The sequence below is a fragment of the Sphingomonas turrisvirgatae genome, assembly GCF_001721295.1.
Classification (GTDB): Bacteria; Pseudomonadota; Alphaproteobacteria; order Sphingomonadales; family Sphingomonadaceae; genus Sphingomonas; species Sphingomonas turrisvirgatae.
The window spans coordinates 25,634-51,693 of record NZ_MDDS01000003.1; the positions used below are offsets into that span (position 1 = coordinate 25,634).

Genomic DNA, 26,060 nt, shown 5'->3' on the forward strand with positions numbered 1-26,060 from the left:
CAAAACTATTCCTCCGTCACCCCGGACTTGTTCCGGGGTCCACGGTGCAGCAAAGAGCCGGCACCTTAGTGGAAGTGGGGAAGCACCGTGTCCGAGCCGTTGAAAGTCGCCCTTGCAGGTCTTGGAACCGTCGGCGCGGGCGTGATCCGGCTCATCGACGCCAATGCCGACCTCATTGCGCGCCGCGCTGGTCGGCCGATCGAGATCGTGGCGGTTTCCGCTCGCGATCGGGCGAAGGACCGCGGCGTCGATATCACCCGGTTCGACTGGGTGGATGACATGACGGAGCTGGCGCAGCATCCGCGCGCCGACGTGGTGGTCGAACTGATCGGCGGATCGGACGGACCCGCCCTCGCCCTCGCCCGCGCGACGCTCGCCGCGAACAAGGGGCTGGTCACCGCCAACAAGGCGATGATCGCGCATCATGGTCTTGAGCTCGCCAACCTTGCCGAGCGTGCCGACACCCCGATGAAATTCGAAGCCGCGGTGGCCGGCGGCGTGCCCGTGATCAAGGGGCTGCGCGAAGGCGCGGCGGCCAACCAGATCGACCGCGTCTATGGCATCCTCAACGGCACCTGCAACTTCATCCTGTCCAAGATGGAGGCGGAAGGCCGCGACTTCGCGGAGGTTCTGGCCGAGGCGCAGGCTGCCGGCTTCGCCGAGGCCGACCCCAGCTTCGACATCGACGGCGTCGATGCCGCGCACAAGCTGTCGATCCTCGCCAGCATCGCGTTCGGCACCCAGCCGGCCTTTGGCGACGTGGCGATCGGCGGCATCCGCCACCTGCTTGCCGCCGACATCGCGGAGGCGGCCGCGCTCGGTTATCGCGTGCGCCTGCTCGGCATCGCCGACTTGGGACCGAATGGGCTGTTCCAGCGCGTTCACGCGCATCTTGTCCCGCTCGCGCATCCGCTGGCGCATGTCACCGGACCGACCAACGCCGTCGTGGCGGAGGGCAATTTCGTCGGCCGGCTGTTGTTCCAGGGCGCCGGGGCAGGTGACGGTCCGACCGCCAGCGCCGTCGTCGCCGACCTCATCGACATCGCCCGCACCGAATTCGGCCCACCCTATGCGATGCCCGCGACCGCCCTAGCGGCCGAGCCCGCCGCGCCGACCGGGGAGCGCCGAAGCCGTGCCTATCTTCGCTTTACCGTGCCGGACAAGGTCGGCGTGCTGGCCGAGCTTGCCGCCGCGATGCGCGACGCGGGCGTATCGATCGAATCGCTGATCCAGCGCGGCGCCGCATCCGACGGCAGCGTCCTGGTCGCGATCGTGACGCATGAGGGGCCGGAACGCTGCGTCGCGCAGGCGCTCGAAAAGCTGCGGGGTTCGCAGAGCCTGGCCGGCGAGCCGATGTGGATGCACATCCTCGCCGAGTGAACGCCGCTCAGTCGATCGGTACGCTCGTCAGTTGCGCGCCACGCGCGGGACAGACCGGCGCGCCCTGTACGCCACAAGCCATCTTGGTCTGCTTGCCCACGATATCGAGCTTGCCATTGAAGCGCGCTTCGCTGGTGTCGGTCAGTCGATAGGGCGACGCCGCGGCCGGCGTGCAGCTGCCGGTCACGCACAGCTTGGCCGTCCGCGCAGGTGCCTTGCGCGCCTGACGCACCGGCGCGCGCTTGCGAACGCTGGCGGTCGCCGCCGGGCGCGCTCGCTTTGGAAGCGTCACGATGCGCGGTGTTTCGACCGCGGCACTCATCGCCAGCAGCAGGGTCAACATTGCAAGGCCCTTTGATCCATGTTCAGGCCGAGAACGCCGCGCGTCCCGAAATTGTTTCCGCCCGGCTCCGATTCACCGCTACGACGGCATCGACATCGCCGGGCTGCCATCCTATCGCACTGCGGAATCATCGTCACACCATCCATTCGGGGGGCATCCATCACCATGCAGACCGCCAGCCAGGTTCTCGACCGTGTCCTCGTTCTCGAAATGGTCCGAGTCACCGAAGCCGCCGCCATCGCCGCCTCGACGCTGGTCGGTCGTGGTGACGAAAAGGCCGCCGATGCTGCCGCGGTCGAGGCGATGCGCGCCGCGCTCAACGAACTCTACATGGACGGAACTGTCGTAATAGGCGAGGGCGAGCGCGACGAAGCCCCAATGCTTTATATCGGCGAGAAGGTCGGCTCGGCGCCGGGCAAGGGGCCGAAGATCGACATCGCGCTCGATCCGCTGGAAGGCACCACCATCTGCGCCAAGGCCGGCCCCAATAGCCTCGCCGTGCTGGCGATTGCCGAGGAGGGCAATCTGCTGAACGCGCCGGACGTTTACATGGACAAGATCGCGGTCGGCCCGGGCTATTCGCCCGACGTCATCGACCTCGACCGGACGCCGACCCAGAATATCGAGGCGATCGCCGCGGCAAAGGGCGTGAAGCCCAATGAGATCATCGCCTGTGTGCTCGATCGCCCGCGCCACGAAAAGCTGATCGCCGAACTGCGCGGCATCGGCTGCGGCGTCGTGCTGATCGGCGATGGCGACGTGGCCGGCGTCATCGCCACCACCAACCCCGACACGACGATCGACGTCTATATGGGGTCGGGCGGCGCGCCGGAGGGCGTGCTGGCCTGCGCTGCGCTGCGCTGCGTCGGCGGCCAGTTCAAGGGCCGCCTGCTGTTCCGCAACGATGACGAGCGTGCGCGTGCCGCCAAGTGGGGCGTCACCGATCTCGACAAGCAATACGACCTGACCGAATTGGCCAAGGGCGATTGCATCTTCGCCGCGACCGGCGTGACCGACGGCTCGCTGCTTGAGGGCGTGAAGCGCCGCAAGGACAAGATGACGACCGAAAGCGTCGTGATGCGCGCGAGCTCGGGCACGGTGCGCTGGGTCAAGGGCGAACATCGCCTCTGATCGGTAGGCCGGGTTGACCACGACCCTGCTGGCCTGGCCCCTCTCCGCCGCGCTGCTTGCGGCGTATCTCTGGTACGTCCGCGGCGGCGACGTCGCGCGCGGCAGCGGGCGCATCGCGCGCTATCGCCGCTGGATGCGCCGCGCGCCGCTCGCCATCGGCGCGTCCTCGCTGGTGGCGCTATGGATCGGCGGGCGGATCGACGCCTTGTTCGTGATGCCCGGCGAGTTCTCGGCACTCGCCCGCTCAGCCAGGCACATTGCCGGCTTCGGCGACGATATCCGGGGCTTCCAGCTGGCGGTGCTCGGCGGCTTTGCCGGCGGTGTCGTCATCGGCCTCGTCATCGGCTGGTGGCGCGCGCGGCGCGGCAAGCGCCAGTTGGTCGCCGGCAATCTCGAGCGCATCCTGCCGCGAACACGTGCCGAGCTTGCCTGGACGAGCATGCTGGCAATCACCGCCGGCGTGGTCGAGGAACTGTTCTTCCGCCTCGCCCTCCCCCTGTTCGCGACGCTGGCAAGCGGCAGCGCATTGCTCGGCTTTGCCTTGGCGCTCGCCGCCTTCATCTTCGCCCACCGCTATCAGGGGCGCATCGGCATGGCCTTCTCGGGGATCGCCGGCGCCTTGATGGCGATCCTCTATCTGTCGAGCGGCTCGCTGGCGTTTGCGATGCTGGTGCACGCGCTGCTCAACCTCAACGGGCTTGTCATCCGCCCTGCCCTTATTCGCCCGACCGCCCCCTGATTTGCCGCTTGTGCGGTCGGGCGTCGATGCGCTCTACTGCGCCGATGATGAAGCATCGCCACTGCGTCACCGCCCTCGCCGTGCTGGCGCTTGCCACGCCACTGTCCGCTCGCCAGACGGCCCCTGCCCCTGCTCCTCCCACCGCCGACGCGCCCTTCACCTACCAGAAGGTGATGATCGCGATGCGCGATGGCGTTCGGCTCGAAACGGTAATCATGACGCCGCGCGGCGCGACGAAGCCGCTGCCGATCCTGTTCCAGCGGACGCCCTATGGCATGCCGGGCGCAGCGCCGCGGACAGTGCCGGCCGGCTGGGCGGCGCTTGCGGCGGACGGCTACATCCTCGTCTTCCAATCGATGCGTGGCCGCTTCGGGTCAGAGGGCGGGCCGTTCACGCTCTCGACCGAACTGCGCGACAACGGCACCGATGAAGCCAGCGACGCCTATGACTCGATCGACTGGCTGATCGGCAACCTGCCCGGCAACAACGGCCGGGTCGGCATGTGGGGCGTCTCCTATCCCGGCCTTGCCGCCGGCATTGCGCTCGCCCGGCCCCATCCGGCGCTCAAGGCAGTAAGTCCGCAGGCGCCATGGACCGACTATTTCATGAACGACGACCTCCATCGCAACGGCGCGATGCGGCTGAGCTATGCCTATGACTGGCTGTATCTGCTCCAGGCGGAAAAAACGAACGCCGAAACCCGGTACGACGCGTACGACATGTACGACTGGTTCCTGAAGGCAGGATCGCCGGACGAGATCGAACGCACTCATCTCAAGGGCCGCGTGCCCCTGTTCCGCGCGATGATCGAAAACCCGGACTATAATCAGTTCTGGCGGCGTCAGGTGTGGACCGCCCGGCTGGGCCGCACGACGGTCCCGACGCTCAACGTCGCCGGTCTGTGGGATCAGGAGGACCCATGGGGTCCATGGGAAATCCACCGCAAGCAGCAACAGGCCGACCCTCAGAACCTTTCAGTGATCGTTGCCGGCCCATGGAATCACGGGGGCTGGCGCGGCAAGGGCGACGCACTTGGCCGCATTCCCATCGGCACGGACAGCGGCACGCAGTTCCAGACGCAGATCGAAGCGCCCTTCTTCCGCCATTGGCTCCATGGCGGCGCCGGGAAGCCGGCGTTCGAGGCTGCGATCTTCCAGTCGGGCAGCTGGGCCTGGAAACGCTATTCGACCTGGCCGCTCAAGGGGACGACCGCGCGTAAGCTGTACCTCAATCCCGACGGCTCGCTCGGCTTCACGCAGCCCACTGGCTCCGCCTGCCGCGACTATGTGTCAGACCCGGCCAATCCCGTACCTTATCGCCAGCGCCCGATCTCGCCCACCTGGGGCTCGCCCGATTGGCCGAACTGGGAATCGGAGGATCAGCGTTTCCTGCAAGGGCGCCCCGATGTGCTGACCTATACCAGCGCGCCGCTCGACGCCGACCTGACGGTGACCGGTCGCGTCGCCGCCACGCTGATGGCGTCGACCAGCGGCACCGACAGCGACTTCGTGGTCAAGCTGATCGACGTCTTCCCCCACGATTATGAAAAGCCGTCGGCGAGCGCGAAGCCCGGCGACTATGCCCGCTCGCTCAACGGCTATCAGCTGCCGATCGCGATGGAGGTTCGCCGCGGACGCTTGCTCGACGGGTTCGAGGCGTCGAAACCGCTCGTCCCCGATCAGGTGCGTGCATGGGACCTGCCACTGCACGACCGCGACCATGTCTTCAAACGCGGACACCGCATCATGGTGCAGGTCCAGTCGAGCTGGTTCCCGGTGATCGACCGCAACCCGCAGAAATTCGTGACGAACCCCTACAAGGCGCAGCCCGGCGACTATGTGAAGGCGACCCAGCGCGTCTGTGCCGGATCATTCGTCTCGTTGCCGGTGGCCGGTTAGTTTTTGAGCCGCCACCCGGTGCGAAAGATCCAGCCGATCGCCAGGAGGCACACAGCCAGGAACGCCGCCAGCGCGATCAGGCTTACCTCGATGCTGACGTCTCCGACGCCAAAGAAGCTCCAGCGGAACCCGCTGATCAGATAGACGACCGGGTTGAACAGGCTGACCGTCCGCCACGGCTCGGGCAGCATGTTGATCGTGTAGAACGCGCCGCCCAGAAAGGTCAGCGGCGTGATGATCAGGCTCGGTACGAAGCTCAATTGCTCGAACCCCTTGGCCCAGATGCCGATGATGAACCCGGCTAGGCAAAAGGCGATCGACGTCAGCACCAGCATCGCGAACATCAGCACCGGGTGCGCGATCGGCACCTCGACGAACAGCATCGCGGTCACCAACGTGATCAGCCCCAACGCCACCGACTTGGTCGCTGCCGCCCCCACGAATCCGATGACCATCTCCATCGCCGATACCGGCGCCGACAACAGCTCGTACACCGTGCCGGTGAACTTGGGAAAATAGATGCCGATCGACGCGTTCGAGATCGACAGTTGCAGCGTGCCCATCAGGATCAGGCCCGGCACGATGAAGCTGCCATAGCTCACCCCGTCCAGTTCCTGCATTCGCGACCCGATCGCTCCGCCGAACACGACGAAATACAGTGCCGTTGTCACGACCGGCGTCACCAGGCTCTGCCAGATCGTGCGCAGCGCGCGCGCCATTTCGAAGCGATAGATGGCCCAGACGCCATGGCGGTTGAACCCCCTCATGCTACCGCCTCCCGCTCGGCGACCAGATCGACGAAAATGTCCTCCAGGCTCGATTTCGACGTGTCGAGGTCCTTGAACTGGATGCCAAGGTCGGAAAGCTTGCGCAGCAGCGACGGGATACCGGTCCGCTCGGCCTGCGCGTCGAAGGTATAGCGCAGGCGCGTGCCTTCATCCTCCAGCGCCAGGTGCCACTCGCCTAGGTCGGCCGGGATCGCGGCCATCGGCTCGACCAGGGCAATGTCCATCTCGCGCTTGCCCAGCTTCTTCATCAATTCGGCCTTGCGCTCGACCAGCAGCAATTCGCCCTTGTTGATGACGCCCACCCGGTCGGCCATTTCCTCGGCCTCCTCGATATAATGAGTCGTCAGGATGATCGTCGTCCCTTTATCGCGCAGCTTGTGGACCAGCTTCCACATGTCGCGCCGCAGCGACACGTCGACACCGGCAGTCGGCTCGTCCAGGAACAGGATGTCCGGTTCGTGGGCCAGCGCCTTCGCAATCAGCACGCGCCGCTTCATGCCGCCCGACAGTTCCATCACCTTGGCGTTGCGCTTGTCATAGAGCGACAGGTCCTTCAGCACCTGATCGACATAATCATGATCCGAACCCCGCCCGAACAGCCGCCGGCTGTAACGGGTCGTCGCCTGGACCGTCTCGAACATGTCGACCGACAGTTCCTGCGGCACCAGCCCGATCTTCATGCGGGCCTGACGGGGTTCGGCAACTGCATCATACCCATCGACCAGGATCGTGCCGGACGATGGCGTCACGATGCCGCAGATGATGCTGATCAGGGTCGTCTTGCCAGCGCCGTTCGGCCCCAGCAGCGCGAAGATCTCGCCCTTGGCGATTTCCAGATCGACGGTCTTGAGCGCCTGATGCCCGGAGGCATAGGTCTTGCTCACGCCGTTCACCGACAGAATTGGTTGCATTGCGGCCCCTTTTGCAGGCCGGGATATGGGCAGGCGGTCCGATGACGGCAATGGGGCCTGCCAATTCGCTGCGCCTGCGCCTATATGCGCCCCATGCAGGAACCGCGCGGCAGTATCGAACCCACCTTCGAAGGCGAAGGGAAGTGGAAATGGGTTTTCTATTCGGGTTGGCATGGCCTGTGCCCGCGCTGCGGCAAGGGCAAGATGTTCAAGTCGTGGCTGAAGATCACCGATCGCTGCGAAGCATGCGGCCTCGGCTACAGCTGGGCGGCGCCCGATGACGGCCCGGCCTTTTTCTCACTATGCTTCATCGCCTTTCCGCTGACGTTCCTCGGCGTTTGGTTCCAGGTGGCGTTCGACCCGCCCTTCTGGGTTCACCTGTTCACGACCATGCCGTTGATGGTGATCGGCTGTGTCCTGCCGCTGCGCCCGCTCAAGGGGTGGCTGGTCGCTTCGCAATATGTGAACAACGCGCAAGAGGCGGGCACTGGTCAGCTGTGGGCCAAGCTCAACCAGACCGATGCCGCCAAGCACGATCCCGACGGGCAGCCACCCGCGGGCTGAGCGTCAGCTGCGCGTTGCTCGAGCCGCTGCGACTGCCTCTTTCAGCGTCTCATACGGCACCATGCCAGATATCACGCGATCGCCGATCACCCAGCTTGGCGTACCGGTGACGCCAAGCTTGCTTGCCACTTCCAGATTTTTGGCGATCTCGGCATCTGCGCGGGGCGAGGCTACCGTCGCCTGTGCCTTGGCCTGGTCCAGTCCGGCGCTGGCCGCTGCGGCCGCGATGCTCGCCTCGTCAAGCTGCCCGCCGGACGAATAGAGCGCGGTGTGGAACGGCTTGAACTTGCCCTGCTCGGCCGCCGCCAGGCCCCAGCGGGCCGCCACGCGGCTGGCTTCGCTCAGCACCGGCAACTCGCGATAGACCACGCGCACCTTGGGATCCTCGGCAATCAGCTTGGCAATCTCGGGCAAGCTCGCCCGGCAATAGCCGCAGGCATAGTCCATCATCACCGCGACCGTTACGTCGCCCTGGGGATTGCCCTCCCACGCGGCGGCATAGGGTTCAAAGATCGCGCTTCGGCTCGACGCGACCGCCTTGCCGGTCTCGCGCGACTGCAATCGCTGCATCGCCTCGGGCAGGATTTCGGGATGTTCCAGGACATAGTCCCGCACGATGCTGCCGATCGCGGCCTTGTCGCTCGCCCCCTGCCCGCCGCGCAGCGCCTGCACGCCAAGCACCGTGCCACCGCCCAATGCGGCGGACACGACCAGCAGACCGGCCAGCGCGAGCGGCGACTTCACCATGGCATCGCTCACCTTTTCTTCCGGCTTTCGATCATACCTTGGCTCGCCAGCACGATATCCTGCGCCCGGATCCAGTCGGGCGAGCCCTGCGGCAGTCCGGCCATCGCTGCGCGTCCGCTGGACAGCGCGCGGCCCACATCGCCGGTAAGGCTGGCGCGCTCGGCCGTCGCCAGCGCGGCGCGCGAGCTGTCGCCTTTGCGCTCGTACAGCATGCCGAGCTGGTACCAGGCGAACGGATTCTCGCGATCGCGCGCCACCGACTGTCGCAGCACGCGCTCCGCTTCGGGGAGCAGCGAAGCGTCTTCGGCGGCAAGCAGCGCGTGTCCAAAGCTTGTCGCGATCAGCGGCTGGAAGTTGGTCTTGGCAGTCGCCTCGCGCAGCGGCGGAATGGCATCGCGCACCTTCCCGCTCTCCAGCAAAATCTGCCCCTCCAGCTCGAGGAAATAGGGATTGTCAGGTTCGGCCTTCACGAGCGCCCCGGCCTCTGCCGCCGCCTGATCGGGATAGCCCGAAAGGTGATAGGCATAAGCGCGCGCATAGTGTGCCGGAACGCTCACATCGGTTTCCGGATACTTACGCAGCGTGTCCTTGGGATCGGCGACATAGCCGCGCAGCTTGGCCTGCACGCGTTTGAACCGCTCCTCCAGCGCCGGATCGCTCGGCTTGCTCCACGCCGGGGCGGCTTGCAGATCAGCAGTCAGGTTCGAGATACGCTCGCCCGACAGCGGATGGCTGACGACATAGCTGGTTTCGCTGCCGCGCTTGATGCCGTAGCGATACTCCTGCTGCTGCAGCTTCTTGAAGAAGTCGAGCATGCCGCGCCCGCTGATCCCTGCGCCCGCCAGATATTTGACGCCCGCGGCGTCGGTGGTCGCTTCCTGCGCGCGGCTGAAGGCGAGGTAGCTGCCGAGCGCCGCCCGCTGGCCCATCTGCATCAGGCCCATACCGGCATCCGGTGATCCCGCCGCAATCGCGCCGGCAGCGAGCAACAGCGACAGGATGGTGATCCCGGTCGCCCCCTTGCCCATGCGATCGCCCAGCGGCACGTGGCCGCCGGTGATATGGCCAAGTTCGTGGGCGATCACGCCCTGCACCTCGTTCGCCGTGCTGGCGGCGTCGATCAGGCCCGAATGGATATAGACCGCCTGCCCCCCGGCGACGAAGGCATTGATCGAGGAGTCATTGATCAGGACGATCCGCACACCGGGCGGCAGGTTCGCCGCCTTGATCAGGTCACGCGACATGTCCGCGAGCAATGCCTCGCTCTCGGCATCGCGCAGGATCGACTGCGCGAAGGCTGGGCTCGCGACGCCAATCAGCAGGATCATCGCGAACAAGCTTACCAGGCGCTTCATGCCGGTCATTGTGACGATCCATCCCCTGCGATCAACGACCATTCGCCGTGTACTTACCGGTGATCTGGCGAATTAGCCCTGAACGCGCGATGAAACAGACGCATCGCCCTCACCCTTCCCACCGCATGCAGCAGGAGTCCCCTTCCCGCTCCTGTCGGGGAGAGGAAGGGTGCGCCCGACGCGGCGGAAGGGTGAGGGCGACCTTGCCTTATCTGGTCACGCTCCGAAGGTGCGCTGCCACCAGCCGCGGCGCGGTTCGCCCGTCTCGGCTTCCGGCTCGCCCGCCTCGCCTGAGTCAGGTGCCGGCGTTTCGGCGTCGGTCTGTGTCTCCGGCGTCAGATCCTGCGCCACAGCCTCGGGCTCGACCGGCGCGGCTGCGGCCTTGGCGCGACTGCGGCGCTTCGGCTTGGGCGTTTCCTCCGCCGCCGTTTCGGGCGCAGTCTCGGCAGCAGGCTGCTCAGCCGGCGCGGCTTCGGCTTCGGCTTCGGCCTCCACCTTCTTCTTGCGAGTGCGCTTGGGCTTGGCGGCCGCTTCCGCGATTGCCTCTACCGCGCCTTCGACCGACGGCTGCGGTTCGACCGCGATGCCAGCCTCGAGCGTCGCTTCGTCCAGCGCGGCGATCGGCGTCGCTGCGGCCTCGGCCTTCTTGCGGCGCGTGCGCTTCGGCTTGGCAGGCGCTTCCTCTGTCGCCGGCTGCGGCTCGACGGCAATGCCGGCTTCGAGCGTCGCCTCGTCCAGCGCGGAGATCGGCGTGGCTGCGGCCTCGTCCCCCTGCTGCTCGTCGCTGCTCACGCCCGCGACGTCATCGCCGGCGCCCCGACGACCGCCACGGCGACCGCGGCGACGACGCTTGCGCGCTTCGCCATTGTCGCCAGTACCTGCGTCCGCGTCATCGACCTCGACCGGCTGGGCCGCGTCGGCGTCGATCGCGTCATCCGCCTCACCTTCTTCTCCCTCAGCCGTTTCGAAGCCTTCGCCCTGCTCCCCGTCGCGACGGCGGCCGCGGCCGCGGCGGCGGCGGCGGCGCTTGCGGCCGTCCCCTTCGCCTTCGCGATCGCCGCGTTCGCGACGCTCACGCGGCTCACGCGCCTCGGCCGCTTCTTCCTCTTCCTCCTCGTCGATCTCGTCTTCGATGTCGTCCTCGACTTCTTCGACGATCGGCGCAAATTTGGGCGCATAGGCCGGCGGCGGGCCGCTCGCCTCGACCGACATGCGCGCGCCTTCCGCCTCGCCGTCGGATAGGATCTCGACGGTTACGCCATAGCGATCCTCGATCTCGGCAATATCGGCGCGCTTGCGGTTGAGCACATAGAAGGCCGCTTCCTGGCTGCAGCGCAGCGTGATCTGCGACCCGCGACCGCGCGCTGCCTCGTCCTCGATCAGGCGCAGCGCCGACAGACCCGCCGACGATGCCGTGCGGACGAGACCCGTGCCCTCGCAATGCGGGCAAGTGACCGTCGAAGCCTCGAGCACGCCGGTGCGCAGCCGCTGACGGCTCATTTCCATGAGGCCGAACGGCGAGATGCGACCGACCTGAATGCGCGCACGATCGTTCTTCAGCGCCTCCTTCATCGCCTTCTCGACCTTCCGGACGTTGGACGAATGATCCATGTCGATGAAGTCGATGACGACGAGGCCGGCCATGTCGCGCAGCCGGAGCTGGCGGGCGATTTCCTGCGTCGCTTCCAGGTTGGTCGCGGTCGCAGTCTGTTCGATATTATGCTCGCGGGTCGAGCGGCCCGAGTTGATGTCGATCGACACGAGCGCTTCGGTGGGGTTGATGACGAGATAGCCACCGGACTTAAGCTGCACCACCGGATGGTACATCGCCGACAGCTGGTCCTCGACCCCCGCGCGCTGGAACAGCGGCACCGCATCGCTATAATGCTTCACGTTCTTGGCATGGCTGGGCATCAACAGCTTCATGAAGCTCTTGGCCTGGCGATAGCCTTCGTCGCCCTCGACGATGACCTCGTCGATGTCCTTGTTATAGATGTCGCGGATCGCCCGCTTCATCAGGTCGCTGTCGCCATAGACCAGCGCGGGCGCGGCGGACGCCAGCGTCTTCTCGCGGATTTCGTCCCACAGTCGCGCAAGATAGTCGAAGTCGCGCTTGATCTCGGTCTTGGTGCGCTGAAGCCCGGCGGTGCGCACGATGCAGCCCATCGTCGGTGGGAGCTTCAGCTCGGCCATGATCGACTTCAGCCGCTTGCGGTCGGCCGAGCTCGAGATCTTGCGCGAGATGCCGCCACCATGCGCGGTGTTGGGCATCAGCACGCAATAGCGTCCGGCAAGCGACAGATAGGTTGTCAGCGCGGCGCCCTTGTTGCCACGCTCTTCCTTGACGACCTGGACCAGCAGCACCTGACGACGACGGATGACGTCCTGGATCTTGTAGCGGCGGCGCAGGCTCATGCGACGCTGGCGCAGCGCCTCGACCTGATCGTCGCTGCCCTTGCGGCCACGGCCGCGGCGACGACGATTGTTGCCTTCACCAGATTCTTCGCCCGTTTCCTCGCCCTCGCCGGCTTCGTCGCGATCGGCCTCGGCGCCCTCTTCGTCCTCGTCGCCATGCTCGACGACTTCGACGTCGCCATCGTGATCATGATCCTCGTCGTGATCATGATCCTCGTCGTCGGCCTCGTCCCGCAGCGCCGCCTCCTCGGCGGCATGCTCGGCCTCTTCGCGGAGCAGCGCTTCGCGATCCTCCTTGGGGATCTGATAGTAATCGGGATGAATTTCGCTGAAGGCCAGGAACCCGTGGCGGTTGCCGCCATATTCGATGAACGCAGCCTGGAGCGACGGCTCCACGCGAGTCACCTTGGCCAGATAGATATTGCCCTTGAGCTGCTTGCGCTCGGCGGACTCGAAATCAAACTCCTCGATTCGGTTTCCCTTGACGACGGCCACGCGGGTTTCTTCCCGGTGGCGTGCGTCGATCAGCATACGCGTGGTCATTTAAAAGTCTCCGGGCGCGCCGTGCGGGGTTCAGCCGCGGCGCGCGGTCAATGAAGTCGCCCCAACGGCCTCTGACACCGCAGGCAAAGATGGATGGGTAAATTGCGTCTGCTGTGCACGCACGCCCGAGCCCGCGGCCCGGATGCTCCGCCATCGCTGCCCGACCGGCCGAAAAGGCCTGGCGTTCGGAGCGACGGGAAAGTTGCGACATCACAGCATCAACCTGAATTTCCGCCCGAAAATGGGGCGGCGAACATCCGGCGCAAGGGCCGGTGAACGATGCGTAGCACCCTCGAACATCGCGAGCAACATCGCATCCGTAACATCCCCGATGCGGCAACATCCTGCCACGATGTCGCGCGGTCGGCGCGAGGTGGGCCGTTTTGCTCTGGACCCCCGCCGCCCCTTACCGGCATATCGCGCCGGTGTCGTTTCTTCTTGCCCTTCTTGCCGGAATTCTGACCGGCGCGCCGAACTCGGCAAGCATGATCCGCGCGATCGACCTCGCCGCCAATCGCGTCACGATCGGCATCGATCATCGGATGGCGGGGGGCAAGCTGCTGCTCGTTCCTTCGAACCGATGGGCACTCGCCCTGATCGGGGCGCCTGACGGCCCTGCTGTCCGGCAAACCGCCGGCGGCGTGCAGCTGCGGATCGTGATCGGCCTCGTGCCAGAGGGTGCCGTTCAGGGCGGTCTGGGCGATGCGCTCACGCTCGAATTGCGGCCTGCAGCGTCCAGCCGCTACAGCGTTTCCATCCCCGTCCCGCCGCGCCCCGCCGCGTACCAGCTCCCCCGTGTCGACGGCGCGGACGTCGATCGCCCGCTGGTGGTGATCGATCCCGGCCATGGCGGCCACGATCCCGGGTCGATCTCTACGGCCGGACACAGGGAGAAGGACCTTGCGCTCGCGATCGCCAAGGCGATCCGCGACGAATTGCTCGAATCGGGTCGAGCGCGCGTTGCGCTGACCCGTGAGGACGATCGCTACCTTATCCATCGCGACCGCTTCGAAATAGCGCGCAAGCTCGACGCAGCCTTGTTCATTTCAGTCCACTGCGATTCAGCCCATACCCCCGACGCCACCGGGGCAAGCATGTACACGCTTTCCGAGGTAGCTTCGGACAAGGAGGCCGCGCAGCTGGCGGCTCGCGAAAACCGCGCCGGCTTGCTCTCGGGCGTCGACCTGGCGGCTCAGGACCGCGCCGTTTCCTCGATCCTGATCGATCTTACCCAACGCGAGACGATGAGCGCGTCGGCCGATTTTGCCCGATTGCTCGGCCGAGAAGCGCAGGGGCTGATCCCGCTCAAGCCCAACCATCATCGCATGGCATCCTTGCTGGTGCTGAAAGCGCCCGACCTGCCGTCGATCCTGTTCGAGGCCGGCTATATCTCGAACGAGGCTGACGTCGCCCTGCTGACCTCGCCCGAGGGCCGCAAGCGCATTGCCGAGAGTGTCAGCCGCGCCGTGGCCATCCACTTTGCGCGTCGCCTGACGGTCCGCTAGAAGAACGGCGTCCGTTCAGGCGGACAAGCGTGTGCAGCGGTCCCTCCTTGGCCGCTCAGACATGCGCGCCGCGGGGCCGAGCCGCATCAGCTTCCTGCTTCGAACATCCCGCCGCATCGCGCGCTGGCAACGCGCCGATATCCTGCTAAACCGCGCCCGAGATGGCGGATGCGTACCAACCCAATTTCACGTTGAAGTTCACGCGCGGCGCAGGCGGCGGCAGGTTTGCCGAGATCCGCCGGCGCTGGTGGTTCCGCGTGCTCGCCTGGCTGGCGCTTCTGTCCGGCCTGGGCACGATCGCGATGTGGGCGCTGTTTCTGCGCGACCTGCCCTCGGTCGATGCGCTTCGCGCCTACGAACCGCCGCTGCCTACCAACGTCCGCCAGGGGGATGGCACGCCGCTGCGCAGCTATGCCCGCGAACGGCGTGTTCAGCTATCCTATGCGGAATATCCCAAGCTGCTGGTCGGCGCATTCCTCTCGGCCGAAGACAAGACCTTCTTCGACCATGGCGGCGTCGATTACCCCGGGCTCGTACGCGCCGCGTGGCAGGGACTGACCAGCGGCGAGACGCCGCGCGGCACCTCGACCATCACGCAACAGGTTGCCAAGAACCTGCTCCTCACCAACGAGGTCAGCTATGTCCGCAAGGCGCGCGAGGCGATCCTCGCCTTCCGCATCGAGCATACGCTGACCAAGGAGCAGATTCTCGAGCTGTACCTCAACCAGATCGCGCTCGGCCGTAATGCGTTCGGCGTGGAAGCCGCCGCGCATGCCTATTTCGCGCGGCCGGTCAAGGACGTGACGCTGCCCCAGGCCGCCTATCTCGCGATCCTGCCCAAGGGGCCATCCAATTATATGCCCGAACGGCATGAGGCCCGCGCGCTCGAGCGGCGCAACTGGGTGCTCGGGCAGATGCTCCAGAACGGCTATATCAACGCTTCCGAGCATGCCGAAGCGGTTGCCGCGCCGCTCGGCGCCGTCCCGCGCCAGACGCCCTCGACCGATCCGCTCGGCGGCTATTTCGTCGAGGAAGTCCGCCGCCAGTTGCTCGACAAGTTCGGCGAGGACGCGGAGGACGGCCCGTTCAGCGTCTATGCCGGCGGCCTGTGGGTGCGCACTTCATTCGATCCGGAGTTGCAGAAGGCGGCGCAAAAGGCGCTGCGCGACGGATTGCTGCGCTATGATCGCGGCCGCGGCTGGGCCGGGCCGCTGCGGCAGGTGGAGATCGACGGCGACAACTGGCGCTCACGCTTGCTGAACGAGAATATCAACCTCGATTATGAAGATTGGCGCGCCGCGATCGTCATTTCGAAGGCGGGCGGCGCGGCAGAGATCGGTTTTGGCAACGGCCGCACCGGCACGCTTCCATCCTGGGGCGCGCAGATGCCAGTGCGTGGCGAGGGCGGCACTGCCTTCGCCAAGCTGAAGCCCGGCGATATCATCGCAGTGGCGCCTGAAGGTGCCAATTTCGCCTTGCGCTCGGTGCCCAAGATTTCCGGTGGCATGGTGGTTCAAGACCCCCGCACCGGCCGCGTGCTGGCCATGCAGGGGGGGTTCGATGCGACGATCCAGGCGTTCAATCGCGCCACCCAGGCACAGCGGCAACCCGGCTCGACCATCAAGCCGATCGTCTATGCTGCCGCGCTTGAGAACGGCATGACACCGGCCTCGATCATCGTGGACGGCCCGTTCTGCGTTTATCAGGGCGCAGGCCTCGGCAATAAATGCTTCCGTAACTTTGGCGGCACGCGCGGGGCGGGCCCCAAGACGATGCGCTGGGGCATCGAACAGTCTCGAAACCTGATGACGGTTCAGCTCGCCAATACGACGGGGATGGAGAAGGTCGTCGACCTGATGCAGCGCATCGGGGTCAGTCAGCAGAAGCTGCCGCCCTACCTCTCTTATGCCCTTGGCGCGGGCGACACGACCGTCATGCGGATGGTCAATGCCTATTCGATCCTGGTCAATCACGGCCGGGCGCTCACCCCCTCGCTCATCGATTTCGTCCAGGACCGCAAGGGTAAGGTCATCTGGCCCGAAAATTGGCGCGCCTGCGATCGCTGCAATGCGCCCGATTGGGATGGCAAGCCGATGCCGCGCCCGGTAATCCGCTACCGCCAAGTGCTCGATCCCATGAGCGCGTATCAGATGGTCCATATCGCTGAAGGCGTCATCCAGCGCGGCACCGCGACCGTGCTGCGCGACCTCAACCGTCCGATCATGGGCAAGACCGGCACGTCGAACGGGCCGCGCGACGTGTGGTTCATCGGCGGCACGCCGCAGCTGATCGGCGGCCTCTATATCGGCTACGACACGCCCACCAACCTGGGCGGCTATGCCCAGGGCGGCACGATCGCCGCGCCGATCTACAAACAGTTCGCGCAAAAGGCGTTTGAAGGGCTGGACGTCCTTCCCTTCACCGCGCCGCCGGGCATTCGCATGGTGCGCATCGACCGTGGCAGTGGCCGCCGCGTGTTCGGCGCCTGGCCTGGCAACGATCCGAAGGGGAGCGTGATCTGGGAGGCGTTCAAGCCGGAGAGCGAACCGCGCCGCATTCCTCGCCGCAGCGCCGAAGAAGATCTTCCCAAGCCCGCCGCGCCAAAGAAGGCCGCGCCTCGCGACGCGCCTCGCGATAGCGAATTCTTGCAAGAACAGGGCGGAATCTACTAGCGGACGTTGACGAACGACCCATCCCGAAATCCTTTTGTTCCCCCGGCCTTGTGCCGGAGTTCCAGGTTCTCGAAGGGATGGACTTGAGCCTCTAGCGCGTCACTCGCCACCCGGTGGACCCGGGCACAAGGTCGGGGTGACGGAACCGGTGGTTGGGGTTTTCCTCGCCACGAAGAACGATTGAAAGGTTTTCCGATGCGCGCCGAAGCGCAGGCATATGCCGATAAGATCAACGACGCGCTCGCTTTGCTGCGTCGCTTCCTCGACTGGGACAAGGCGCTGCGCCGGCTCGACGAGCTGAACGCGCGCGTCGAGGACCCTACGCTGTGGGACAATCCCAAGGCGGCGCAGGACGTCATGCGTGAGCGTCGCAGGCTCGATGAATCCATCAATGCCACGCGCGCGATCGAACGCGAGCTGTCCGATACGCTCGAGCTGATCGAGATGGCGGACGAGGAAGGCGATACCGCAATGGGCGACGAGGGGGTCGAGGGCCTCGCCGTGCTCGCCGAACGCGCCGAGCAGGACAAGGTCAAGGCGCTGCTCTCGGGCGAGGCCGACGCCAACGACACCTATCTCGAAGTTCACGCCGGTGCCGGCGGAACCGAAAGCCAGGACTGGGCCGAGATGCTTCAGCGCATGTACACGCGCTGGGCCGAGCGGCACGGCTTCAAGGTCGAGCTGATGGACTATCACGCCGGCGAACAGGCTGGGATCAAGGGCGCGACGCTGCTCATCAAGGGCGAGAACGCCTATGGCTATGCCAAGACCGAGAGCGGCGTGCACCGGCTGGTCCGCATCAGCCCATATGACTCATCCGCGCGCCGCCACACCAGCTTCTCGTCGGTATGGGTCTATCCGGTGATCGACGATTCGATCGACATCGAGATCAACGAAAGCGACCTTAAGATCGACACCTATCGCGCGTCGGGCGCGGGTGGGCAGCACGTCAACACAACCGATTCGGCGGTGCGCATCACGCACGTGCCCTCGGGCATCATCGTCGCCAGCCAGCAGGACCGTTCACAGCACAAGAACCGCGCGACCGCGATGGGGATGCTCAAGGCGCGGCTCTACGAGGCCGAATTGGCCAAGCGCGAAGCCGCCGCAATGGGGGAATATTCGGCAAAGACCGAGATCGGCTGGGGGCATCAGATCCGCTCCTACGTGCTGCAGCCCTATCAGCAGGTGAAGGACCTGCGCACCGGCGTCACCTCGTTCAGCCCGAGCGACGTGCTCGATGGGGCACTCGACCCGTTCATGGCCGCTGCGCTATCACAGCGCGTGACCGGCGAGACGGTCGAGGTGGAGGATGTCGACTAAGTGAGCGTTGCCGCCGCCCGTTGGTCAGCATCGCGTCGCGGGCGCGCGGGCGCGTTATATGCGCTCGGCCTGCTGGCGCTCGCCGGATGCGACGCCACCAAGCCGCGCCCCTCGCCGACCCCGACCGACGATCACGCCTTCCCCGCCGCCGACCGCCCTGTGGCCACGATCGTCTCTGCGCGCTGGTCGAACGAGGAATCGCGCGATCGGCTGAACGAGGCGGAAAAGGTCATGGACATGGCTGACATCCGCCCCGGCATGACCGTGGCAGACATCGGTGCGGGCGAAGGCTATTATACGATCCGCCTGGCGGCCCGTGTGGGGGCCGATGGTCGCGTGTTGGCGGAGGACATCATTCCCGAGGTGCGCGACGGTCTCGCCCAGCGCGTCGCGCGCGAACGGCTCGATAATGTCAGCGTCCGCCTGGGCGAACCGGACGATCCCAAGCTGCCCGACAACAGCTTCGATCGCATCTTCATGGTCCATATGTATCATGAGATCGAGGAGCCGTACGAATTCCTGTGGCGCATGCGTCCCTCGCTGCGCCCCGGCGGCACCATCATCGTGGTGGACGCCAATCGCGAAACCCAGAACCACGGCACGCCGCCCGAGCTGTTGAAGTGCGAGTTCGCGGCGGTGGGGTACAGGCTCGTGACGATGCGCAACATGCCCTCGGCTGGCGGTTACCTCGCCATGTTCCGTGCCGAAGGTCCGCGGCCCGAACCGCGCGCGATCCGCGCCTGCAAGAACCCCGGCCTCCCCACCCCGTCCGCAAGCGGTGCCGCCGGCACCCGCACGGGGCACAAGGCACGCTAGAGCAGTCCCTCCGCGCGAAAGCTCCATTGCTGTCGCCCTGCCACGATCAAGTGGTCGTGCAGCCGTATTCCGATCGCATGCAGCGCCGTCGCAATACGCCGCGTCGCATCGCGATCGGCGCGGCTGGGCCAGCTTTCGCCGGAAGGGTGATTGTGCGCCATCACCACCAGCTCGGCGTCGCAATCGATCGCATCCTTGACGATCTGACGCAGCGACAGATCGACTGCATCGCGAAGCGAAGAGCGAACCTGCCGCATACCCCGCAACCGGCCCGCGCCATCGCAATAGACGAACGCCGCCGCTTCGCCACGCTCGTGCTTCACGCTGCCGGTCAGCAGCGGCAGGACCAGATCATAGGCATGAACCGGCTGCAGGATCGGTGCGAGAAAGGACATCCGCATCGGTGCTCGCCGAGTGCTGGCTGAGCGTCGAGCCGAACAGCGTCCAATCCAGATCAGTTTTGCGCCGCAACGGATGAACCCGATTGGCGACTCTGCTGCGCTTCGCTAGGCTCATTGCCATGCGGCAGTATCTCGAACTGATGGAACGCGCCCTGCGCGATGGTGCGGTACAACAGGACCGGACCGGGGTCGGCACACGCAGCGTGTTCGGCCATCAAATGCGCTTCGACCTTGCCGAGGGCTTTCCGGTCCTGACCACCAAGAAGCTGCATCTGCGCTCGATCATCGTTGAGCTGCTGTGGTTCCTGCGGGGCGACACCAACGTCAAATGGCTTAACGATCGGCGCGTGAGCATCTGGAACGAATGGGCCGATGAAAATGGCGATCTCGGCCCGGTTTACGGCAAGCAATGGCGCGACTGGGAGTCGCCCGATGGCCGTCATATCGACCAAATAAAGGAGCTGATCGAGACGCTGAAGACCCGCCCAGCCTCACGCCGCATGGTGGTTTCTGCATGGAACCCCGGCGAACTGCACGCCATGGCGCTCGCGCCGTGCCACTGCCTGTTCCAGTGCCACGTCGCGAACGGCAAGCTCTCGCTCCAGCTCTATCAGCGCAGCGCCGACATCTTTCTGGGCGTACCGTTCAATATCGCGAGCTATGCGCTGCTGACGCACATGCTCGCCCAGCAATGCGACCTTGAGCCCGGCGAGTTCATCTGGACCGGCGGTGATTGCCACCTCTATTCGAACCATGTCGAACAGGCCGAGCTGCAATTGTCGCGCGCGCCGCACACGCTCCCCAGGCTTGAAATCCTGCGCAAGCCAGCGTCGATCGATGCCTATGAATATGAGGATTTCGTCCTTCACGACTATGTCGCGCAACCGCACATCAAGGCCGAGGTGGCGGTCTGATCACCTTCCATCTCGCTCGCGCGGATAACGGCGTCATCGGTGTCGATGGCGCCCTCCCCTGGCGGCTGCCGGCCGACTTGAAGCGCTTCAAGGCGCAGACGATGGGAAAGCCGATGATCATGGGCCGCAAGACGTTCGAAAGCTTTCCCAGCCCCCTTCCCGGCCGCCGCCATATCGTCCTGACCCGCGATCCGCATTGGCAGGCCGACGGCGCGGAGGTCGCGCATTCAGTCGACCAAGCGCTGAAGCTCGCCGCAGCTGAGCATGTCGCCGTCATCGGCGGCGCAGAAATCTTCGCGTTGATGCTGCCGAAGGCCGATCGCATCGAACTGACCGAAGTGCATGCCGCGCCCGATGGCGACGCAATTGTCCCGCCGTTCGAGGACGAGTGGGTCGAGACCGCGCGCGAGGAGTACTCGGCGGACGGCGAACGCCCCGCCTACAGCTTCGTCACGCTGGAACGCCGAACGGCCTAAGCTCCATCGTCACCCCGGCCTTGTGCCGGGAACCGCCGTGCCGCACACGATACCGGTAAGATGTGCCGCCCGGTGGATGCCGGAACAAGTCCGGCATGACGGAGAGGGTTAGCCAGTATGAGAAACCGCAAGCCATGGCTCTGGGGCGTCGCCCTTCTCTTCATCGCCGCCCTCGCATTCTTCGCGCTTACCCCGGGCATCGTCGAGCGCGGCATGAACAAGGTGGTCGCCACCACCCTTCCCGCCGTCACGCCGCAAACCCGCCAGCTTCATGCGACGCTGCAGATCGCGGACCTGCATGAGGACACGCTGCTTTGGAAGCGGGACCTCCTCACCCGCTCGGGCCAGGGCCAGGTCGACCTGCCTCGCCTGATCGACGGCAATGTCGCGCTGCAGGTCTTCTCATCGGTCAGCAAGACGCCGAAGGGTCAGAATTACGACGCGAACGGCGCCGACAGCGACAACATCACGCTGCTGACCTTCGCCCAGCTTCAACCGCCGCGCACCTGGACGTCGCTGCTCGAACGCTCGCTGTTCCATGCAGCTAAGCTCGACCGCGCTGCGGCCCGCTCCAACGGCCAGCTTCGCGTCGTGCGCACGCCAGCCGAGATCGATGCGGTACTGGCCGCACGCGCCGCCGGCCGCAAGCAGGTGGCCGGCCTACTCTCGATCGAGGGGCTGCAGAACATGGAAGGGAAGCTCGCCAACATCGACCGGCTCCACGCCGCCGGATTCCGCATGGCGAGCCTAACCCACTTCTTCGACAATGAGCTGGCCGGATCGATGCACGGCCTGAACAAAGGTGGCCTGACGCCGCTTGGCCGCCAGACGATCCGCCGCATGGAGCAACTCGGCATGATCGTCGATATCGCGCATGCCAGCCACCAAAGCGTGGCCGAGATCCTGGCGGTGGCCCGCCGCCCCGTCGTATCCAGCCATGGCGGGGTGCAGGCGGTGTGCAAGGTCAACCGCAATCTCACCGACGATGAGATCCGCGGCGTCGCGAAGACCGGCGGCGTGGTCGGGATCGGCTATTGGGACGCGGCGATCTGCGGAACGGAACCGGCCAAGGTGGCTGCCGCGATCGCCCACGTCCGCGATCTCGTCGGCATCGACCATGTCGGCCTCGGCTCCGACTTCGATGGCGCGGTGACGACCGGCTTCGACACATCGCAACTGATCTATGTGACGCAGGCCTTGCTGGACCGCGGCTTCACGCCGGATGAAATCCGCGCGGTGATGGGCGGCAATGTCCTGCGGGTGCTTCGAGCAGGGGTCGCGGCGGGCCGTTGAGACCTCCCTCGCCGGGTTGCCTGTCCCCTTGCTCCGTTCCGTGGTGCAGCAGGGACAGGCCTACAAACCCCGCACCAGCTGCACCGCACAGGCGATCCACGCCGGCCGCTCCACCACCTGCTGCCGCGCGCCGGCGCCGAGCGGCAGCACGTTCAAGCGTCCGCCGCCCGCCTCCACATCGATCAGTCGACCGAACAGGAATCGCCCCGCGGGGCGGGGAATCAGGACGTCGCGGTTCAGTGCTTGGCCGAACTTGCCCGGCTCCAACGTGCGGCACCAGATGACGTCGCCCGCGCGATAGTCGCCGATCCCACCGCCTACGGTCACCGCGACCAACCCCGGCTCGACGCTCGGCGGCACGACCGTGGCCGGCTTGCGCAGCGCATGCGCGCCGCCGGCATCCAGCGTCGCCGAAACCGGAATGTCCGGGCGATCGGGCAGCTGGACCAGATCAGCCGCCGTCACGTCCAGCGCCTTGGCGATACGGTTGAGCCAGCCGACCGACACGGTGCGGGTGCCGGTCTCCAGTCGACCGATGGTCTGCGCGGTCGTGGGCGGGTCACAGCGCTTCGCCACATCCTCCAGCGTCAGCCCCTTCGCCCGCCGCACTTCCCGGATAGCCGTGATCACCCGCCCGCCCCCATGAACCTTATTGGTTCATCGCTTTCCTACAGAACGTCCGGTGTGGCAATCCCGAATCGAACAAACGGGAGCCTTGCATGCGCGAACTTGCCGACCGCTCGATCGAAGACGGTCATGTCATCCACCACGCCCCGGCGCGCGCGACCGGGCGGCGCGTCAGCATCAACCTCGCAGAATCGCCGCTTGCCTGGCTCTATTCGCGCAAGCTCGTCACGCCACGCCAGTTCGAGGCGGGCGAGCGGCTGCGCGCCGATTACGAAACTGCCGCGCTCGGCCCGCGCGTCACCATGCGATGGGATGCGGCGGCCTCGCACCGCCGCGGCGGTGGGCCGAATGAACCACTAGATCCGACGCTGGCGCAGATCGCGGCCAAGCGCCGCTTCGATGCCGCCCTTACCGCCGCGGGGCCGGGTCTGACCGACATTCTGTGGCGCGTGATCTGTGCCTGCGAGGGCCTGCCGCATGCCGAACGTGCATTGGGCTGGCCGGCGCGGGCCGGCAAGCTGGTGCTCACTCTCGCGCTCGATCGGGTGGCGGATCATTACGCGCTCAAATAATCGGCGCTGCGGCAGCTTGCACGACGGCCTATTCGCTTGCCGCTAGCTCGTTCGGACGCGGCTGCTCCTCGGGCTTGGGGCGGGCCAGATAGCGGCCATAGACCCAACTGATCCCGATCAGCGCCACCCCGAGCCCCAGGAAGGACATGATGCGCAACACGCCGCCCAGCGCCGCGGCATCGATCAGGAACACCTTGAGCGTCACCGCCGTCAGCAGCACCAAGCCCGCCAGCCGCACATCACGCGCCTCCATCCGGATCCCCGCGCCCAGCCAGCCGAGCGCCAGCAGCAGCAGCGCGGCCGAATAGCCGTAATTCTCGCCCGTCGTGATCGGCCCGGTCATGATCGAACCGTGGGTCGCTTGCCGCACCAGCGCCAGCACCGCGATCAGCGTAAAGGCCATGCCGACCCGCCGCCACGGCGCACCCGCTACAAAGCGCCAACTCCATGCAGCCACTGCCGCCATGTGCAGCACCGCCGCATTGAGCAGCGGGATCGAGCCCACCGCTTGCGGCACGAACACCGGGTTGAGCAACAGCACGTCGAACCACAGCACGCGTGCCAGCCCCAGGCCGAACAGATAGAGGCCGACCGCGCCTGCCCCCGGCCGTTGCGCCAACCACCAGCCCACCGCAAGCAGCGCCTGACTGATCAGCGCGCGCTCGAGGAAGCCCCACCGCAGGAAGGCCGCATCGCTCGAAATTGCCAGCGGCAGCTTGGCGAGATGCCATGCCAGCACCAAAGCACAGACCACGCCGCCGGTCAGCGCCGCAGCTCGCCAGCGTCCGAACATGCGCGCGTCAGTGCGCAACCACACCGCCCCCGCCGCGATCGGCAACAGCAGGCGCAGCCCGTCGGCGACCGACGGCAGATGTGCATAGGGCAGCGGATGGCCCGATACCGACTGGACGATGGCGCGCAGATAGTCGGCGGTCGTCATGCCGCCGATGGCGACAGCGACGAGCAGACCGAATGCCGGTAGCTGCAGCAGCGTGGCATCCTGCATTCGCCGCGCCCACCAGCCGACCGCGACAGCCGCAACGATGATGCCGATCGGCCACCAGGCCGCCGACACCAGCTGCAACCAGGCAACGGCCCACAGCAGCGCGGCGGCGAACGTCCCGCCGACCAATCCCGGATCGCGCCTGTTCACCGCATCACGCCGCCGCCAGCTGACCAACCCGGCCAGCGCCGCTGCGATCACTGCGAGCGCGCTCCACTGCCAATCGGCGAGCCGCCCGGCTTGAAGCATGTTGACGATCAGCAGCGGCCCGGCGATCCCGCCCAGCGCGATCCATGACCAGCCCCGCGCCCTGCCCAGAAAGGCCAACCCGACCCCACCGAACATCGCCGTAGCGACGATCGCGCCGAACACGCTCGCGCCGTGATCGACCTGCATCATGCCCGTTGCGATCAGCGACAGCGCCAGCACGACGCTTGCCATGGCGCCCGGCAGATACCGCTCGTCGCGCCATGCGAGCACCAACGTCGCGCCTGCTAGCGTCAGATACATCGACCAGGCGAGCAGACCGAAATCCATTGCCGGGGCAAATGCCAGTAATTGCACGAGGCCCGCGACCAGCGGCGCTAGCCGGATCCAGTTCGACGCCACGCCCGTGCGCGGCAACGCCACGCTTGCGGCAAGCGCCAACAGCACCGCAAACGCCGCCGCCGCACCATGCCCGTCGTTCAGCACTGCCAGCAGGAAGTTGATCCACCCGAACCCCGCGACGGTCGCCGCTATTGCCAGCCATGCCCAGCCGCGATGCACCGCCAGTGCGAACAGCGCCCCGGTGAACAGCGCCAGATAGACGAGCAGCGGCGCGATCCCCGCCGCGTCATAGCCGGCAACCAGCGGCGCGGCGAACCCGCCGGCCAGCGCCAGCACGGCGGTTGGCGGCCCATGCCGCAGCGCCAGGAACAGGGCCAGCGCGGTCACCGCCAGCATCACGATGAACGCCGGCAGCGGCGGCACGAGATCATAGAGCGCCGCGGCAAGATACAGCGCGCCATAGCCGCTCGCGATACCCGCTCCGGCCAGCGCCTGGCCGATCCGTGGGTCGCTTGCCGTCGCGGGCAATCGCCGCGCCGCCTCGCTCGCCGCGACCAACACCAGCGCGAACAGCCCGGCGGCGAAGGTGCGCACACCCGGCCCAAGCAGGCCAGATTCGATCGCATAGCGCACCAGGAAGAAGCCCGCGGCGATCAGTGCCACCGCGCCGATCCACACCGGCAGGCGCGCACCGATCAGCGATTCGAAATTGGGGCGCGCCCATTCGCGGCTCAGAACCTGCGAGCCCCTCGGTGCTGCTGGGGCTGCATCGGGACGTGAGATGCCGGAAATTGCCGCCCGCTCAGCGATGGTAGGCACCGGCCGAGTTGCCGTCGGCTCGGCCGCTTGTGCAGGCAATGGCGGCGGCACAACCGGCCGCCGTCCCTCACGCTCGAGCAGATCGATTCGACGCGACAGCGCCTTCACGCGCGACCCCAGCTGCAGGACCATCACCGTCAGCCCAACGAGCGCGAGCAGAAGGATGCTCTCGATCAACGCGCCGCTCGCAAATCGCTCGTCCGCATCATGTCCGTCCTTCTCGCACTACCGCGCTCGCCTTCCAACCCCTCAAGCCGAACTGCGGTTGCACGCGAC

The 26,060-nt window shown here is 66.3% G+C and carries 22 protein-coding genes; 13 read left to right on the forward strand and 9 right to left on the reverse strand.

The features are described 5' to 3' along the window. Nucleotides 1-87 precede the first annotated feature (87 nt). A complete protein-coding gene (locus BFL28_RS00135) occupies nucleotides 88-1,380 on the forward strand; it encodes a homoserine dehydrogenase (RefSeq protein ID WP_069318619.1) in 1,293 nt (430 codons plus the stop codon). 7 nt (nucleotides 1,381-1,387) lie between these two features. Here BFL28_RS00135 and BFL28_RS00140 read toward each other — a convergent pair whose 3' ends face one another. Next, the gene (locus BFL28_RS00140; protein WP_069318620.1) at nucleotides 1,388-1,723 is read right to left on the reverse strand and encodes a hypothetical protein; all 336 of its coding nucleotides are present in this window, start codon (nucleotides 1,721-1,723) and stop codon (nucleotides 1,388-1,390) included. Between the two features lie 165 nt (nucleotides 1,724-1,888). Between BFL28_RS00140 and glpX the strand changes: the two genes are divergently transcribed. Genes glpX through BFL28_RS00155 form a run of 3 tightly spaced genes read left to right on the forward strand, consistent with a single transcriptional unit; the run spans nucleotide 1,889 to nucleotide 5,491 of the window. Further along, nucleotides 1,889-2,854 carry a class II fructose-bisphosphatase gene (gene glpX, locus BFL28_RS00145; RefSeq protein WP_069318621.1) on the forward strand — a complete coding sequence of 322 codons (966 nt, stop codon included), beginning with the start codon at nucleotides 1,889-1,891 and terminating at the stop codon, nucleotides 2,852-2,854. A 13-nt stretch (nucleotides 2,855-2,867) separates the two neighbouring features. Then, nucleotides 2,868-3,593 (forward strand): CPBP family intramembrane glutamic endopeptidase, encoded by a 726-nt coding sequence (locus BFL28_RS00150; RefSeq protein WP_069318622.1) that lies wholly within the window; start codon nucleotides 2,868-2,870, stop codon nucleotides 3,591-3,593. A gap of 44 nt (nucleotides 3,594-3,637) precedes the next feature. After that, nucleotides 3,638-5,491, forward strand: coding sequence for a CocE/NonD family hydrolase (locus BFL28_RS00155; RefSeq protein WP_241527156.1), 1,854 nt, complete (start codon nucleotides 3,638-3,640; stop codon nucleotides 5,489-5,491). On the opposite strand, the gene BFL28_RS00160 is transcribed toward BFL28_RS00155, so the two are convergent. Together BFL28_RS00160 and BFL28_RS00165 are read right to left on the reverse strand one after the other, a co-directional pair. Then, entirely contained in the window at nucleotides 5,488-6,258 is a 771-nt protein-coding gene (locus BFL28_RS00160) for an ABC transporter permease (protein WP_069318623.1), read from the reverse strand. The genes BFL28_RS00155 and BFL28_RS00160 overlap by 4 nt on opposite strands. Further along, the gene (locus tag BFL28_RS00165; protein ID WP_069318624.1) at nucleotides 6,255-7,190 is read right to left on the reverse strand and encodes an ABC transporter ATP-binding protein; all 936 of its coding nucleotides are present in this window, start codon (nucleotides 7,188-7,190) and stop codon (nucleotides 6,255-6,257) included. Before BFL28_RS00165 ends, BFL28_RS00160 begins: the two co-directional genes overlap by 4 nt. A gap of 93 nt (nucleotides 7,191-7,283) precedes the next feature. Between BFL28_RS00165 and BFL28_RS00170 the strand changes: the two genes are divergently transcribed. Continuing rightward, nucleotides 7,284-7,754, forward strand: coding sequence for a DUF983 domain-containing protein (locus BFL28_RS00170; RefSeq protein ID WP_069318625.1), 471 nt, complete (start codon nucleotides 7,284-7,286; stop codon nucleotides 7,752-7,754). 3 nt (nucleotides 7,755-7,757) lie between these two features. Here BFL28_RS00170 and BFL28_RS00175 read toward each other — a convergent pair whose 3' ends face one another. The 3 genes from BFL28_RS00175 to BFL28_RS00185 form a co-directional block, all read right to left on the reverse strand. Further along, on the reverse strand, nucleotides 7,758-8,513 hold the full coding sequence (locus BFL28_RS00175) for a DsbA family protein (protein WP_241527157.1): 756 nt from the start codon (nucleotides 8,511-8,513) through the stop codon (nucleotides 7,758-7,760). After that, a complete protein-coding gene (locus BFL28_RS00180) occupies nucleotides 8,510-9,856 on the reverse strand; it encodes a M48 family metalloprotease (RefSeq protein WP_069318729.1) in 1,347 nt (448 codons plus the stop codon). Before BFL28_RS00180 ends, BFL28_RS00175 begins: the two co-directional genes overlap by 4 nt. Before the next feature lie 216 nt (nucleotides 9,857-10,072). Next, entirely contained in the window at nucleotides 10,073-12,814 is a 2,742-nt protein-coding gene (locus BFL28_RS00185; RefSeq protein WP_241527158.1) for an Rne/Rng family ribonuclease, read from the reverse strand. Nucleotides 12,815-13,239: 425 nt separating this feature from the next. Between BFL28_RS00185 and BFL28_RS00190 the strand changes: the two genes are divergently transcribed. The 4 genes from BFL28_RS00190 to BFL28_RS00205 all read left to right on the forward strand — a co-directional run bounded on the left by BFL28_RS00190 (nucleotide 13,240) and on the right by BFL28_RS00205 (nucleotide 19,130). After that, a complete protein-coding gene (locus tag BFL28_RS00190) occupies nucleotides 13,240-14,319 on the forward strand; it encodes an N-acetylmuramoyl-L-alanine amidase family protein (protein WP_069318626.1) in 1,080 nt (359 codons plus the stop codon). A gap of 161 nt (nucleotides 14,320-14,480) precedes the next feature. Then, nucleotides 14,481-16,991: a penicillin-binding protein 1A gene (locus BFL28_RS00195; protein WP_069318627.1), complete on the forward strand. Its 2,511-nt coding sequence runs from the start codon at nucleotides 14,481-14,483 to the stop codon at nucleotides 16,989-16,991. Nucleotides 16,992-17,186: 195 nt separating this feature from the next. Next, nucleotides 17,187-18,314 carry a peptide chain release factor 2 gene (gene prfB / locus BFL28_RS00200; RefSeq protein ID WP_069318628.1) on the forward strand — a complete coding sequence of 376 codons (1,128 nt, stop codon included), beginning with the start codon at nucleotides 17,187-17,189 and terminating at the stop codon, nucleotides 18,312-18,314. Next, nucleotides 18,315-19,130 carry a class I SAM-dependent methyltransferase gene (locus BFL28_RS00205; protein WP_079246833.1) on the forward strand — a complete coding sequence of 272 codons (816 nt, stop codon included), beginning with the start codon at nucleotides 18,315-18,317 and terminating at the stop codon, nucleotides 19,128-19,130. Here the strand turns inward: BFL28_RS00205 and BFL28_RS00210 are convergent. Then, nucleotides 19,127-19,525 carry a JAB domain-containing protein gene (locus BFL28_RS00210; protein WP_173655646.1) on the reverse strand — a complete coding sequence of 133 codons (399 nt, stop codon included), beginning with the start codon at nucleotides 19,523-19,525 and terminating at the stop codon, nucleotides 19,127-19,129. The two genes, BFL28_RS00205 and BFL28_RS00210, sit on opposite strands and share 4 nt — an antisense overlap. 125 nt (nucleotides 19,526-19,650) lie before the next feature. On the opposite strand from BFL28_RS00210, the gene BFL28_RS00215 reads away from it, so the two are divergent. The 3 genes from BFL28_RS00215 (at nucleotide 19,651) to BFL28_RS00225 (ending at nucleotide 22,214) form a co-directional block, all read left to right on the forward strand. Beyond that, nucleotides 19,651-20,445 carry a thymidylate synthase gene (locus tag BFL28_RS00215; protein ID WP_069318630.1) on the forward strand — a complete coding sequence of 265 codons (795 nt, stop codon included), beginning with the start codon at nucleotides 19,651-19,653 and terminating at the stop codon, nucleotides 20,443-20,445. After that, nucleotides 20,442-20,921, forward strand: a complete 480-nt coding sequence (locus BFL28_RS00220; protein WP_069318631.1) for a dihydrofolate reductase — start codon at nucleotides 20,442-20,444, stop codon at nucleotides 20,919-20,921. The genes BFL28_RS00215 and BFL28_RS00220 overlap by 4 nt, the downstream gene beginning before the upstream one ends. Before the next feature lie 117 nt (nucleotides 20,922-21,038). Continuing rightward, complete coding sequence (locus BFL28_RS00225; protein WP_069318632.1) at nucleotides 21,039-22,214, forward strand: dipeptidase; 1,176 nt, start codon at nucleotides 21,039-21,041, stop codon at nucleotides 22,212-22,214. 60 nt (nucleotides 22,215-22,274) lie between these two features. Here the strand turns inward: BFL28_RS00225 and BFL28_RS00230 are convergent, their stop codons facing one another. Further along, nucleotides 22,275-22,844, reverse strand: a complete 570-nt coding sequence (locus BFL28_RS00230) for a helix-turn-helix domain-containing protein (protein WP_069318633.1) — start codon at nucleotides 22,842-22,844, stop codon at nucleotides 22,275-22,277. Between the two features lie 89 nt (nucleotides 22,845-22,933). Here BFL28_RS00230 and BFL28_RS00235 point away from each other — a divergent pair, with 89 nt between their 5' ends. Then, nucleotides 22,934-23,413, forward strand: coding sequence for a DUF6456 domain-containing protein (locus tag BFL28_RS00235; RefSeq protein WP_069318634.1), 480 nt, complete (start codon nucleotides 22,934-22,936; stop codon nucleotides 23,411-23,413). A gap of 28 nt (nucleotides 23,414-23,441) precedes the next feature. On the opposite strand, the gene BFL28_RS00240 is transcribed toward BFL28_RS00235, so the two are convergent. After that, nucleotides 23,442-25,961, reverse strand: coding sequence for a DUF2339 domain-containing protein (locus tag BFL28_RS00240; RefSeq protein WP_069318635.1), 2,520 nt, complete (start codon nucleotides 25,959-25,961; stop codon nucleotides 23,442-23,444). Nucleotides 25,962-26,060: the final 99 nt, after the last annotated feature.